This is a genomic window from Faecalibacterium prausnitzii, assembly GCF_049532945.1.
Taxonomy (GTDB): domain Bacteria; phylum Bacillota; class Clostridia; order Oscillospirales; family Ruminococcaceae; genus Faecalibacterium; species Faecalibacterium prausnitzii_N.
The window spans coordinates 2,599,224-2,612,672 of sequence record NZ_CP186691.1 but is presented as its reverse complement, the minus strand read 5'-3'; the positions used below and the strand labels follow the sequence as shown (position 1 = coordinate 2,612,672).

Genomic DNA, 13,449 nt, shown 5'->3' with positions numbered 1-13,449 from the left:
TTAGACCTCCTTTTCAATTGCGAAGATTTTTGATTTTAAAGACATTCTTTTTGCCATACTGTAATTGATATCTACTTTGCTTGAATTCTTCTATAAGCCCCTGAAGTATCATTAGGGCAGTAAATGCCGGATAGATTGCTTTTTCACAAGTGTCAAGAGTTTCTTTTGATACATAAAAATCAATGGAGCATTCCTTTTTGATTTGATTATCGGCATCAGAAATAGCGCGTTCAGCTTGTTCAATATCGGATAGTGTAAACGTGAAACATTTAGGACGATATGGAAGAATTTTGTCTAAATATTCAAGAAAATTGAGGATGACAAAGGATGTATTGGAAACAAAATGCCAAGCGTCAAAACAATCCTCAAATCTTTCTTGTTGAAAGTATATGCTGACTTTATTGCAGTATTGGAAATAGGCATCGTGCATATTTTTGTATTTGCGCTCTAAATCTGGAATAATATCTGAATAAAAAGCTGCGTTTCTGTCTTTTATCGTGGTGAATATTAACAGGACAATACTGGCGACTAAGCCAATGGAAAAACTCATGGATAAATTACTGAGCCAGTTCAAGAACCAAAAACTAAAACGTTCGTAGAAATATGAGCAAATAAATGACAGAAGGAGAAAGAGTGTAACTAGAACTGTACACCAGAAAATCATTTTTCGTTGACTAAAAGGTTTTGGAGTGTTGGTATAAGGACTTTCTTCTGGAATGGAATCGAGGGGAGATTCAACATCGCCTAAATATTTCTGAAACCATTCTTCATAGTCGTGTTCACTAGTTAGCATAGTTTACACCTCCCTCTTCCCCGTTACAACCTCATAAATCAAACTTTTCTTATAGCTTTCCAGTTCCTTCACCAACTGTTCTTTTTTCGCAATCAGCCTGTCAATTTCGGCGCACTTAGAACGGATATAGGTTGCAATCTCCTGCTGCTCTTCAAGACTGGGGAGTGGAACCCAAATGTTTTGTAAATTCTCTTGACTGAGTTTAGGCTGTGCAGAACCGGTAATATAAGGGTTGATATCCAACCCTTCAAGAGCATAGAACAAATAATAAAAATCAACTCGTTCGGTTGGTTTGAGGATGTGTGCATGATTGTTGATCCATGCTTTACCATTGACTTCGTACATTAACGGCAAATTACGCATTCGTAGATTTGCACCATCTTCACCAATCAACATGACATGATCGTCAATCGTGTAATCATCAATTTTATCGATGGCACCGGATGCTCCATAATAATCATAGAGAACGGAACCAGATTGACTGCGCTTATCAGCAGAAATAGGCTTTCGGTATTGGTCTAAGATAGAACAGATGTATTTTAGTTTAATGAGTGAAAATCTATGATTGATTTCCCCGATCCACTCAACCCCGCTTTCTTTCATCTCCCGCTCACCGCGCACGCCTTTGGTAACAGCTTGCGTAATAACTGCCTGCTTGAGTTTTTTGTATTCTTCAATGCTGGAACGGGATTTGGACAGCAAATCGTCAATTTGCTTGCACTCCAAATCAAGAAAAGAAACAATCTTGGATTGAATATCTTGAGGTATTACGGGAATTGGCAATGCGATGAATTTTTCTTTTGAGAAATGAGCTATCGTTGCCTTGTTGCAAATGAGATCAATATAGCCGTATGATTTTGCAGTCATAAGCCAGTACCGCAAGAACGCAACGCTTTCATTATGCAAAGGACGAACGCGATGTAAGGCGTTTTGAAAGAATAGGTTTCGAACAGGAGTTTCAATGATAGCACAGCTTGCAACATCTCCGCCTTCGACTACGAGTAAATCTCCCTCTCTTAAATCAAATTGATGCTTTTCAGTTTGGGAAAACCACATGGTTTTAAGCGTATCAAGGGACAAACTGTTCTTTCCAACATTAGCAGCACACAGATACTTTTCTTCTGTGTCTGTTTCGGATTTCTTTTGGGGTTGGAGCATTTTTCCTAATTGAACTTCGTAGAAATATGAAACTTTACTGATTTCCCACCCCTCCGGAATCTCCCCAATCCATTCAATGCCGCTGTCTTTCATTTTACGCATTTCCAGCACCATGCTTTCCGTATTCTGCAACCAGATAGTTGACGATTGCACTGCAAGTAACCATCATGAATTTAGCTTCTTCAAATGTAACAGTACTTTCAGTTTCACGCTCAGCATGACGAATACCACCTTCATCAGAAGCATAGCCATATAAAGCCAAAATAGCAGATTTTAGACTGCCATGAATATTCATGCCATTTGATATTAAAGATTTTAAGGCTTTACCTAATTCGGCTTTTGGATCGTTAGCAAGCACCTTGCAAACAGATTCTACTGCACTAATGCTTTCTTTTACGCAGTTTTTGTAATCAGGATGTTCTCTGTCAGATAGAAAACCAAGAGCCTTTTGAAGTTGGGTGCGGGCACCGTCAAAAGGAGTATGGCAGGCTTGTTCAATTTCTTTCGCTTCATTTTCGTCTGTAATAGGAACAATCTTTCCAGCTACAAAGCGATAACCTACATATTCTCGTTCAAATAGTGTATTAAAAGATTCATAGATGGTGTGCATTACATCAGTTGCTGTTATATGGTCTGATATCCAGTGGCATATATACCAGACAAGGTCTAATACTTCATTGTAAGGAGCATCAGAGATAATCTTTACAATGGTGTCATAATTTTTCTCCCATTCATAATATGCGTTAGAGGGAAGATGAACCGGTACATTCATAACTTCAGATAGAATGTCTTTGTAAAAATCACTGCCCATTTCTTTACTTGGAGCATCGTAAAAATCACGATAGCAACGAATACCAATGGAACGGGCTTGAGAAAAAACAGTACAAAGAACATTATATAGATGATTTCCAATAAGTGTCCGAGTTCTACTATCAAATTCGTTGAGTTGAATTTGAGTTGTACAAGTATTAAAGCCTATTTGTTCACTGAATCCTCCACGAACTTTAATCATACTTTGGTGTATTGGCTTTTCATTTACAGAATGTTTGTTTTTTCCTAAGAAAAACATATAAATTAGCCCTCCTTATGGAACAACTCTGCCAGCCCGGCGGAGATATCCTGTTCCAGTGCGGTGATGCGCGTCACGATATCCTCCACGGTTTCCGGTGCCTGATACTCGTAGAAATAGCGGGTCATGGGGATCTCGTAGCCCACCTTGGTCTTGCTGTGGTCGATCCATGCGTCGGGGGCGTAGGGCAGAACTTCGCGGGCAAAGTAGGCGTCAATATCCTGCACCAGCGGCACATTTTCGGTGTCCCGCAGGCTGGTGTCCGGCACAGGCTTGCCGCGCTTCAGGAGGATGTTGCCTGCTTCGTCCCGCTGGGGGCATTCCACAACGATTTTGTTGTAACCGAACTCCACGCTCTCGAACACCTTGCTCTCGCAGTAGATGCCGTTTTTGTCGCCGTACACCTTGCCGTTGGCAAATTCGCCGTAGGCGGTGACGATCAGTTTCCGGCAGGCATCGGTGATGTCGTTGCGCTTGGTGCCGATGCTCTTGCGGCGTGGCTCGAAGCAGTGGCTGGCGTCAATAAGCTGCACCTTGCCCGCACGGTGGGCGGGCTTATCCTTGCTGAGCACCCAGATGTAGGTGGAGATGCCGGTGTTCATGAACATATCGGTGGAAAGCTGGATGATGCAGTCCAGCCAGTCGTTTTCCAGAATATACTGCCGGATGTTGCTGGGCCCGCTGCCGGCGTCGCCGCTGAACAGGGGAGAGCCGTTCTGGATAATGGCCATCCTGCCCTTGTTTGCCAGCTTGGCAAGACCGTTCAGCACAAAAAGCTGCTGCCCATCGCTGATCTTGGGCAGACCGGGGGCAAAACGCCCCATCTCGCCGCGGGCGGCCTCGGCTTCCACCGCCTTCTGCTCCCGCTTCCAGTCAATGCCGAAGGGCGGGTTGGAGATGATGTACTGGAAGGTGAATCCGGGAAATTGATCCTCCGACAGAGTATCACCGAACCGCATATTGTTGGGGTCGCCGCCCCGGATCATCATGTCTGCCTTGGCAATGGCGAAGGTGGAGGGATTGAACTCCTGCCCGAAGCAGGTCACCTCAATGTCGCTGTTCAGCTCGTGGATGCGCTCCTCCATGCAGCTGAGCATCTGGCTGGTGCCCATGGCCATATCGTAAACGGTCATGCTGCTGGTGTCGAGGTCGGCTTCGGACAGCAGCAGGTCGGTCATCAGATAGATGATATCCCGGCTGGTGAAGTGGGCTCCGGCTTCCTCCCCAAAGCTCTCGGAGAACCGTCGCACCAGGTCCTCAAAGATGTAGCCGCAGTCCACGGCGCTGATCTTGTCCGGGCCGAGATAGCCCTTCTCAGAGCCGAACTCCTTGATAACGAGGTAGAGGGTGTTGCTCTCTACCATCCGCTTGATGATGTTGTCAAAGTCGAACTTTGCCAGCACATCCTGTGCGTTGGCAGAAAAGCCGGACAGGTAATCCCGGAAGTTGGACTCAATGTTGTCCGGGTCTGCCAGCAGGGTCTCGAAGGTGAAGCGGCTGGTGTTATAGAACTGGTAGCCGGAGGCCTTCTGCAAAAAGCCGTCGATGACCTGCAGCTTTTTCACCTTTTCGTAGGTGTCCAGCACTGCCTGATGGGTGGGCAGCAGGCAGTCGTGGAACCGCTTCACCACGGTCATGGGCAGAATGACCAGACCGTACTCGTGGGGCTTGAACGGCCCACGCAGCATATCGGCTACGTTCCAGATCATGGCGGCTTTTTCGGCAATGTTGGCACCTACGGCGGTGATCTTATCGTTTGGCATACGTTGCTCCTTGTTTTTTGTGATAGGTGGACATCCTGATTTTACAACAATGGGTGTACCATAAATTGGACGGAAGACTGCTTTTCCTGAAAAATGATTCTTGCATCTATTGTACCACGATAAAAATAGAAACACCATATTCCAACAAAAGAAAATGCCCGCCTGAAAATCAGACGGACATACTGTAAATCAAATCATCTGAAAATGCTTTAATGCTTCCACAATCGCATCCTCTTTTTCCTTCGGACACTTGGGCTGCTTCGCATTTTCATTTTTCGCTTTATGGTAATTCTCTCGCTCAATAATGCCGCGTTTCTGCTTCACCTGTGCGATATAGAGATTGGATACCTTCAACTGATGGTGTTCCCACACATAATCCCGAATCTCGTTGTAAGTCGCCTTGCTTTCTGCAGCAGTCACATCCAGTTCATCCATGCTGACGTCCACTTCGATGTGCCGCTCGACATTGAGTTTGGTCAAAAGGAGAACCGCTTCGACATGCTTCGTCCTCGGAAACAGATCCACCGGCTGGACCTTCTCGGTGCGGTAGCCTTGTGTTTCCAGCCACTTGGCATCTCTTGCGGCGGTGGCGGGGTTGCAGCTGACGTAGACCACCCGGCGGGGAGACATGCGCACGACAGCGGAAAGGGTGGCTTCGTCGCAGCCCTTGCGGGGCGGGTCGAGGACGATGACGTCGGGGTGGAGGCCCTCGGCGGCGAGCTGAGATGCGGCTTTGCCCGCGTCGGCGCAGAAGAAGCGGCTTCTGGCGGCGACGGCTTCGCCCATGCGGGCCGCGTTGGCCTTGGCGCTGTCGATGGCTTCGGGGACGATCTCCACGCCGATGAGCGAACGGCAGCGGTCCACCATCGAAAGGCCGATGGTGCCCATGCCGCAGTAGAGGTCCAGCAGCAGGTCGTCCGGGGTAAGCTGAGCATACTGGGCGGCAATGCCGTAAAGATGCTCGGCAGCAAGGGTATTGACCTGATAGAAGGAAAGCGGGCCAAGCTGCACCGGAACACCGCACAGGGTGTCCTCGATGAAGCCGGGGCCGCAGAGGGTGTGGGTCTCTGTGCCCAGAATGACGTTGGTGTTCTTGGGGTTGACGTTCACGAGGACGGTGGCAATGTCCGGGAACTGTGCGGTCAGCTGCTCGACGAGTTCGGCGCTGTGGGGGAGCTTTGCGCGGGTGCAGACAAGGCAGACCATGATCTGGCCGCTGTGCGCACCCCGGCGCAGGAAGATGTGCCGCACCAGGCCCTTGCCGGAAGCCTCATCGTAGGGCTGGATGCCGTGTGCACCGAAAAAGCTGCACAGTGCGTTGCCGATGTCGTTCAGGATGCCGGGCTGGAGCTTGCAGTCCGGGCAGGGGACGATGCGATGGGTGCGCCCGGCGTAGAAGCCGATACAGGGCTTGCCGCTTTTGTCCACGCCCACCGGGAACTGCACCTTATTGCGGTAGCGGTTCACTTCGGGGGAGGGGAGGGCGTCCAGCACCGGCACATCCAGCCCGCCGATGCGGCGGAACGCATCGACGACGTTTTCCTGCTTGGCGCGCAGCTCGGCAGCATAGTCCAGATGCCGCAGGCTGCAGCCGCCGCAGGGGCCTGCCACGGCGCAGTCTACAGGGATGCGGTCCGGCGAGGGGGTGCGCAGGGTGTCCAGAATGCCGAAGGCATAGCGGCCGCAGTCCTTGACGATGCGGATGTCGGCTTCGTCGCCGGGGGCAGTGCCGGGCACGAACACGGCCTCGCCGTCCGGCGAGTGTGCCACGCCGCTTCCGTCGTTGGAAAGCCGCTCGATGGTCAGGGTCAGCACCTGATTTTTCTGTAAGGGCATGGGGATTCTCCTTTTGTGGTGGGGTTATTCCGAGGCTTCGGGGGCGTCGGTCTGGGACGCCAGATACTTGCTGGGCGGCACGCCCTTGGCGCGCTTGAATACCCGTGAGAAATAGAACTGGTCAAAGAAGCCTACCGACACCGCGACCTCGGCAATGGAAAGGTTGCCTGCGCGCAGCAGCTTGCAGGCTTCGTTGATGCGGTATTCGGTAAGATAATCGATGGGGCTTTTGCCTACGTTCAGCATGAACACGCGGTACAGGTGACTGCGGGAGACACCTACGCTTTTTGCCACATCATCAATGGAAATATCGTGTGAATAATTGAACTGGATGTACTTGATGGCGTTGAGCACATACTGGCTGGAAGAGGAAGCCGTGTGCGGTTTGCCAGCGCTGGTCTCCTTCATCAGAGAAGCGATGAAGAGATAAAGGTAGCCCACCATGGCGGCTTCATCCTGCGGCTGCAGCCCGCGGGAGGAATAAATGTTGGTCAGGGCCGTCCGCATCCCTTCGGGGTCGCTGGTGTGGTGGACGGGGCGCTCGTCTGTAAAGGGGAGCTGCGCGGCCAGTTTGTGGGCACACGCACCGTTGAAGCCTACCCAGCTGTACTCCCAAGGCTGCTGCTCATCGGCAGTATACCGGATCAGCTGGCTTGGCCGGGCAAAGAAGAGGTCGCCGGGGACCACCTCAAACGTATGACCGCCCACCTCAAAGGTTCCCTTGCCGGAAAGTACCAGATGGATCAGGTAATGGTCGCGGATACCCGGCCCCCATGTTTGGCCCGGAGCACACCGCTCCAGGCCGCAGTTAAAGATGGACAATTCGATGTTGTTGGTGTAATTCTGCTTGAAGGACTGTTTGTAAACGTCTGCCATGTGGCTCTCCTCCCATCCGCTGCATTCGTAGCTCCAGTATATCATAATTGAACCTGCAAATTCAACAAAAGTACATCCGAATCTTTGACTTTCGCGCCAAAATTTGTTTTTTTGCAAAATCAAATTGCAAAATGGGGACGCTTCGATTACAATAGAGTTATCTTTTACAAACAGACTGCGGGTTTTCTTTGGGGAGGAACAGCCATGGCGACCAGTATGCAGCTCAGACGGGAGATCCTGGCAGGCGGGCGCGACGCCGCACTTGCCGCACTGTATGGAGCAGACCCGGCGGTGTTGGCGCGGCAGCGGCAGCGCTACGCGGACGCGCTGGAACAGTTTGAGCTGTACTTTGGGCCGGGCAGGCAGGTGCAGGTTTATTCGGCACCGGGCCGCGCAGAGCTGGGCGGCAACCACACCGACCACCAGCACGGTTATGGCCTGGCGGCAGCTGTGATGCTGGACCTGATCGCTGTGGCGTCCCCCAGTGACGACGGCTTCATCCGGGTCAAATCCCGCGGGTTCAACAAGCTGGATGTGATCGACCTGACCGTGGAGGGGCCGCAGGAAGGGGAGAGCACCCACTCGGCCAGCCTGATCCGCGGCATTGCCGAGGGCTTCCGGGCCAGGGACAGGGCCGTGAATGGTTTTGATGCCTACACCGCCAGCGATGTGCTGCGGGGGTCGGGCCTGTCCAGCTCAGCAGCGTTCGAGATGGGGATGGCCGTCATCCTGAACGGCGAGTACGGCTGCGGCCTGCCGACGCCGGAACTGGCAAAGATCTGTCAGTATGCGGAGAATATCTATTTTGGCAAGCCCAGCGGCCTGCTGGATCAGCTGACCAGCGCAGTGGGCGGCATTATCTTTGCGGATTTTGCCGACCCGGCCCAGCCGGACATCGAGAAGATCCACGCCGACGGCCTGCTGCCGCCGGGCATGAGCCTGTGCGTTACCGATACGCGCGGCAGCCACAGCGAATTGACCGGTGAGTTTGCAGCCATCCGGCAGGAGATGGAGGCGGTGGCGTCGCAGTTGGGGGCTAAGGTTCTGGGGCAGGTGCGGGAGGCCGACTTCTGGGCGGCGCTGCCCCGCCTGCGCACTGCCTGCGGCGACCGTGCCGTGCTGCGGGCCGCCCACTACTTTGAGGAGAACGCCCGCGCACTGGTCCAGCGGGATGCGCTGCGGGCTGGGGACTTTCCGGTCTTTCTGAAGGCCATTGCGGCCAGCGGCCATGCCTCCTACACCCTGTGCCAGAACGTCTACTGCAGCACCGATGTGCGGCATCAGGGGCTTTCGGTGGCACTGGCGCTGAGCCAGAGTATCCTGCAGGGCAGCACGGGAGCCTGGCGGATGCAGGGCGGCGGCTTTGCAGGCACCATTCAGGCCTTTGTGCCGCAGCGGCTGGTGCAGATTTACCACGACGCCATGGAAGGTGTCTTCGGCAAGGGCAGCTGCTACATTCTGCGTCTGCGGGAGCAGGGGGCAGTCCGCGTCATCTGAAATGTGCAAAAAAAGAAAGTGCTCTGCTGCCAAAAACAGCGGAGCACTTTGCTTTTGGAATAGAAAACGGACAGGTTCAGCACGGGTGAACTGACGCCGAAGGCGGCTCTGAGAAGGCTCAGACCCCGCGCTCCTGGCGCTTCTGGCGCATATCGTCGGTGTAGCTTTGCAGTGCCGACAGGGTGTCGTCGTGGAAGCCGAACCAGTTGACGAGGTTGTTGTAGGTGTTCTCTGCGAAGTCGTAGGCCGAGCGGAACACATGGAACAGCAGCATCGGCACGAATGAGAAGGACAGCGAGAGCACACCGCCGCTGAAGAAGAGATCGTCCAGACGGAGCCGGTCCGTGAAGTCATTCCACGCATCGGCCAGCTCACCGCCGCCAACAATCTGAAACTGCTCTGCTTCCGGGATGCGTCCGTAGGAAGCGGGCATCTGCAATTCTTTCATAGAAAAGCTCCTTTCTGTGTCAGAGTCGGGTGGTCAGGCAAAGGATCAGGCCGCCGTCAGCGCGGCCGTGGAGGCTGCGGTGGGGTCGGTCGTGGTGGTGCCGGTGGAAGAACCATCGTGGTAGTAGTTGTCCTTCACGTCGGTGTAAATGCCCAGTGCGGTGTTGATGAGCTGGACGGCATAAATGTAGACCGCATAGCCTGCAAAACCGGTGAAGAGCACCGTAGCAGCCTTGCCAACGGTGGTCTGGCGGCCCCAGTAATGCTTGATGGAACCGCCGACGGTCAGGCCGTCGTTGCGCATGTTGATGAGGCCGGTGACGGCACCGGTGAGGGCAGCCTGACCCAGCAGGCGGATGAGGTTGGTGACGAGGTTGTATGTAAACTGCTGCGGCGAGATGACATCGGCACCGCCCTCGATGTAGATCATTTCATCCTCGGAGATGGGAGCATAGGCTGCCGGAAAATGCAGCGAAGTCGAACTGGTATATTCCATGGCGGGAAAACTCCTTTCGTACATCAGAACCGCCGGAAAGCGGATCATAAACTAAGTGGATTATAGCATATTCCACCAAAAACAACAAGAGAGCGAAGGTTTGAAAGCTATGGGGGTTTTGTGAACGGTTTCAAAGCAAAACTCAAAAAACAAACGCAGGGAAGCGGAAAAACAAAAGCGCACATCCCAAGACCCTGGTGAAAAAATGTTGTGTGAAATTTGTGCCAAAAAGGAACGGCGGGCCAGATGCAGTGCCACAATGCAGGGCACCGCACGGCTCGCCGTTCGGGATGGGGAAGCTATCAGAAGGAGAAAAACGCTTACTCTGCCGCCGGGGCCCGGTCATACAGGACCGTCAGATCGGCGATGTGGTCCGCCAGTAGGCTCGTCAGGGGCGTGGTCAGACGCCACTGCCAGTTGGAGCCTTGGGTGCTGGGAGTGTTGATGCGGGCTTCAGCACCGAGGTGGAGCCAGTCCGCCATCGGGATGATGGCCATGTCCGACACGCAGGAAAGGCAGGCCGCGATCATGGCTTCGGTCAGGTCTTTGGGGGCGCAGCGCAGATACCGGCAGGCGTAGTGGACATCCTCCGGGCTGGCAGTCGCCCGCCAGCCTTCGGCGGTCACATTGTCGTGGGTGCCGGTGTACACCACGCTGTTGCGGTGGTAGGTGTGGGGCAGGTAATTGCCGGATTCCCGGCTGTCAAAGGCAAACTGCATGATCTTCATGCCCGGGTAGCCGCTGGCGGAAAGCATGGCCTTGACCTCCGGGGTCAGGTAGCCAAGATCCTCGGCAATGATGCCGCCCTCGCCAAGGTTTTCGTGCATGGCGTTGATAAAATCGCGGTCAGGGCCTTTTTCCCAGTGACCGCCCGCCGCCGTTTTGTTCCCGGCGGGAATGGAGTAATAGCTCTCGAAGCCGCGGAAGTGGTCGATGCGCACCACATCGTAAATGGAGGTGGCGTGCTTCATGCGCTGCTTCCACCACGCAAAGTGCTCGGCCTCGTGGCGGGGCCAGTCATACAGGGGGTTGCCCCACAGCTGGCCGTCTGCTGCAAAGGCATCCGGCGGGCATCCGGCAACCTGCGTCAGGTGCATCTGGCCATCGGTCTGGAACAGTTCCGGGTGGGTCCACAGATCGCTGGAATCCGGGCTGACATAGATGGGAATATCGCCCACCAGACGGACGCCCTTGCCGTTGGCGTAAGCCTTCAGGGCGTTCCACTGGGTGTAGAAGAAGAATTGCACCGCCTTGTAGTAATCCACCGCATCGGCCAGCCGCACACGGGCGGCGGCCAGAGCCGAAGGCTCACGGGTGCGCAGCGCGTCGGGCCAGTCGGCCAAACCCGCCTGCCCCTGCTCAGCTTTCAGAGCCATGAATAGGGCGTAATCCTCCAGCCAGAAGTCCTGCGCGGCGCAGAAATCGGTGTAGGCTTTGCTGGGCTCGGCCAGAAGCCGGTCTGCGGCCCGTTTCAGGATCACAGGCCGCTCGTTGTACAAGGCACCGTAATCCACGGTGCCGACCGGCACCGGAGCGGGGACCTCATCGGAGGTGAGCCAGCCGTCCTCGGCCAGCAGGCGGTAGTCAATGAAGTAGGGGTTACCGGCAAAGGCGGAAAAGCTCTGATAAGGGCTGTCGCCGTAGCCGGTGGGGCCGATGGGCAGGATCTGCCAGTAGGTCTGTCTGGCGCGGGCCAGAAAATCCACGAATGCAAAGGCCTCCGCCCCCAGAGTGCCAATGCCGAAGGGACCGGGCAGGCTGAACACGGGCATCAGGATACCGCTTGCGCGCATGTGAAACCCCTCCTCTTAACCCTTGACAGCACCTGCCACAACGCCCTCAATGATGTACTTCTGGCAGGTCATGTACAGGATGATGATGGGGATAATGGCAATGATGATGCAGGCCATCATGGGAGCCAGCTCCACACGGCCGTAGCCGCCGCGGAAGTACTGGATGGCCATGGGAATGGTGCGGTATTTCTTGATGTCCAGCACCAGAGTGGGCAGCAGGTAGTCGTTCCACACCCACATAGTCTCGAGGATGGCGGTGGAGATCATGGTGGGCTTGAGGATGGGGAATACGACCTTGAAGAAGATCTGAATGGGGTTGCAGCCGTCGATCATGGCCGCTTCCTCAATTTCCATGGGCACGCTCTTCATGAAGCCGGTGAACATGAACACGGCCAGACCGGCACCGAAGCCCAGATAGATGATGCAGATGTTCCACGGGGTGTTCAGATTGAGCTGGTCAGCGGTCTTGGACAGGGTGAACATGACCATCTGGAAGGGCACGACCATGGAGAACACGATCAGCAGGTTCATGAACTTGCTCAGCTTATTGTTCACGCGGGTGAGGTACCAACCGGTCATGGAGCAGCACAGCAGGATCAGCGCCACACTGGTAACGGTGATGACAAGGCTGTAGCCAAGGCTGGAAAGGAAGTTCATCTTGAAGATGCCGTAGGTGTAGTTCTCCAGGCCGACAAAGGTCTCCTTGGTGGGCAGTGCGAAGACGGTGGAGGTGGTGAAGGTGCCTTCCTTCTTCAGACTGTTGATGAAGATCAGGGCGATGGGGTAGACCCACAGCAGGCAGAGCAGAGTCATTATAACGGTGAGCGCATTGTCCCACATATGTTTACGTTTGATCATTACTGCTGCACCTCCTTGGAACGGGTAAAGTGGAGCTGGATCAGAGAAATGACCACGACGATCAGGAAGAACACCACAGCCTTCGCCTGACCAATGCCCTTCCACTGGGCACCGGAACGGCCATAGAAGGTGTTGTAGATGTTCAGGGCCAGCATTTCACTGGCGTTGGCGGGTTCGCCTGCGGTCAGGGCAACGTTCTGGTCGAACAGTTTGAAGCTGTTGGTCAGGGTCAGGAAGGTGCAGATGGTCACGCTGGGCATGACCATGGGAATTTTGATCTTGAACAGGATCTCGCGGTCGTTGGCACCGTCGATCTTGGCGGCTTCGATCAGGTCGCCGGGCACGCTCTGCAGGCCGGCAACGTAAATGATCATCATGTAGCCGATCTGCTGCCAGCACATCAGGATGACCAGACCGACGAAACCGGCCTTGGCATCCAGCGCCAGCAGAGGTTTCTGCAGGTTGGCCAGCACACCGTTGAGCAGGATCTGCCAGATGTAGCCCAGCAGGATGCCGCCGATCAGGTTGGGCATGAAGTAGACGGTACGGAAGATGTTGGTGCCGCGGATGCCGCGGGTGAGCACCAGCGCAATGGCAAAGGCGCAGACGTTGATGAGCACGGTGGATACTACAGTGAACGCTGCGGTAAAGCCGAAGGCGTGCAGGAAGGTGGAATCCTGAAATACGTTGATGTAGTTCTGGATGCCCACAAAGGTGGTCTTGCTAACAGTAGTGAACCGCTGGAACGAAAGGTAAATGCCCCAGATGAAGGGCCAGATAAAGCCGATGATGAACGCGAGCAGCGTGGGCAGCACGAACACCGGCCAATATTTGCTGATGGCTTTTTGCATGATGTACCTCCT

The 13,449-nt window shown here is 54.1% G+C and carries 12 protein-coding genes; 1 reads left to right on the top strand and 11 read right to left on the bottom strand.

Features of this window, described 5'->3' with window-relative positions; all coding sequences use genetic code 11:
* Positions 1-13 precede the first annotated feature (13 nt).
* The 6 genes from ACNQFG_RS13215 to ACNQFG_RS13190 form a co-directional block, all read right to left on the bottom strand.
* Entirely contained in the window at positions 14-793 is a 780-nt protein-coding gene (locus ACNQFG_RS13215; protein WP_423405211.1) for a hypothetical protein, read from the bottom strand.
* 3 nt (positions 794-796) lie between these two features.
* Positions 797-2,065, bottom strand: coding sequence for a restriction endonuclease subunit S (locus ACNQFG_RS13210; RefSeq protein WP_423405210.1), 1,269 nt, complete (start codon positions 2,063-2,065; stop codon positions 797-799).
* Positions 2,046-3,020, bottom strand: a complete 975-nt coding sequence (locus ACNQFG_RS13205) for an AbiJ-NTD4 domain-containing protein (RefSeq protein WP_423405209.1) — start codon at positions 3,018-3,020, stop codon at positions 2,046-2,048. Before ACNQFG_RS13205 ends, ACNQFG_RS13210 begins: the two co-directional genes overlap by 20 nt.
* A 5-nt stretch (positions 3,021-3,025) precedes the next feature.
* Positions 3,026-4,783 (bottom strand): type I restriction-modification system subunit M, encoded by a 1,758-nt coding sequence (locus ACNQFG_RS13200; protein WP_423405208.1) that lies wholly within the window; start codon positions 4,781-4,783, stop codon positions 3,026-3,028.
* A gap of 189 nt (positions 4,784-4,972) precedes the next feature.
* Entirely contained in the window at positions 4,973-6,619 is a 1,647-nt protein-coding gene (gene rlmD, locus ACNQFG_RS13195; protein ID WP_423405207.1) for a 23S rRNA (uracil(1939)-C(5))-methyltransferase RlmD, read from the bottom strand.
* 24 nt (positions 6,620-6,643) lie between these two features.
* Entirely contained in the window at positions 6,644-7,495 is an 852-nt protein-coding gene (locus ACNQFG_RS13190) for an AraC family transcriptional regulator (RefSeq protein WP_423405206.1), read from the bottom strand.
* Positions 7,496-7,699: 204 nt separating this feature from the next.
* On the opposite strand from ACNQFG_RS13190, the gene ACNQFG_RS13185 reads away from it, so the two are divergent.
* Positions 7,700-8,992, top strand: a complete 1,293-nt coding sequence (locus tag ACNQFG_RS13185) for a galactokinase (protein WP_423405205.1) — start codon at positions 7,700-7,702, stop codon at positions 8,990-8,992.
* A gap of 118 nt (positions 8,993-9,110) precedes the next feature.
* Here ACNQFG_RS13185 and ACNQFG_RS13180 read toward each other — a convergent pair whose 3' ends face one another.
* The 5 genes from ACNQFG_RS13180 to ACNQFG_RS13160 all read right to left on the bottom strand — a co-directional run bounded on the left by ACNQFG_RS13180 (position 9,111) and on the right by ACNQFG_RS13160 (position 13,437).
* The gene (locus ACNQFG_RS13180) at positions 9,111-9,440 is read right to left on the bottom strand and encodes a hypothetical protein (protein ID WP_207685363.1); all 330 of its coding nucleotides are present in this window, start codon (positions 9,438-9,440) and stop codon (positions 9,111-9,113) included.
* Positions 9,441-9,485: 45 nt separating this feature from the next.
* Positions 9,486-9,935: a hypothetical protein gene (locus tag ACNQFG_RS13175; RefSeq protein WP_423405204.1), complete on the bottom strand. Its 450-nt coding sequence runs from the start codon at positions 9,933-9,935 to the stop codon at positions 9,486-9,488.
* A gap of 320 nt (positions 9,936-10,255) precedes the next feature.
* The gene (malQ, locus tag ACNQFG_RS13170; protein WP_423405203.1) at positions 10,256-11,728 is read right to left on the bottom strand and encodes a 4-alpha-glucanotransferase; all 1,473 of its coding nucleotides are present in this window, start codon (positions 11,726-11,728) and stop codon (positions 10,256-10,258) included.
* Between the two features lie 15 nt (positions 11,729-11,743).
* Positions 11,744-12,586, bottom strand: a complete 843-nt coding sequence (locus ACNQFG_RS13165; RefSeq protein ID WP_423405202.1) for a carbohydrate ABC transporter permease — start codon at positions 12,584-12,586, stop codon at positions 11,744-11,746.
* On the bottom strand, positions 12,586-13,437 hold the full coding sequence (locus ACNQFG_RS13160; RefSeq protein ID WP_005938991.1) for a carbohydrate ABC transporter permease: 852 nt from the start codon (positions 13,435-13,437) through the stop codon (positions 12,586-12,588). Before ACNQFG_RS13160 ends, ACNQFG_RS13165 begins: the two co-directional genes overlap by 1 nt.
* Positions 13,438-13,449 lie beyond the last annotated feature (12 nt).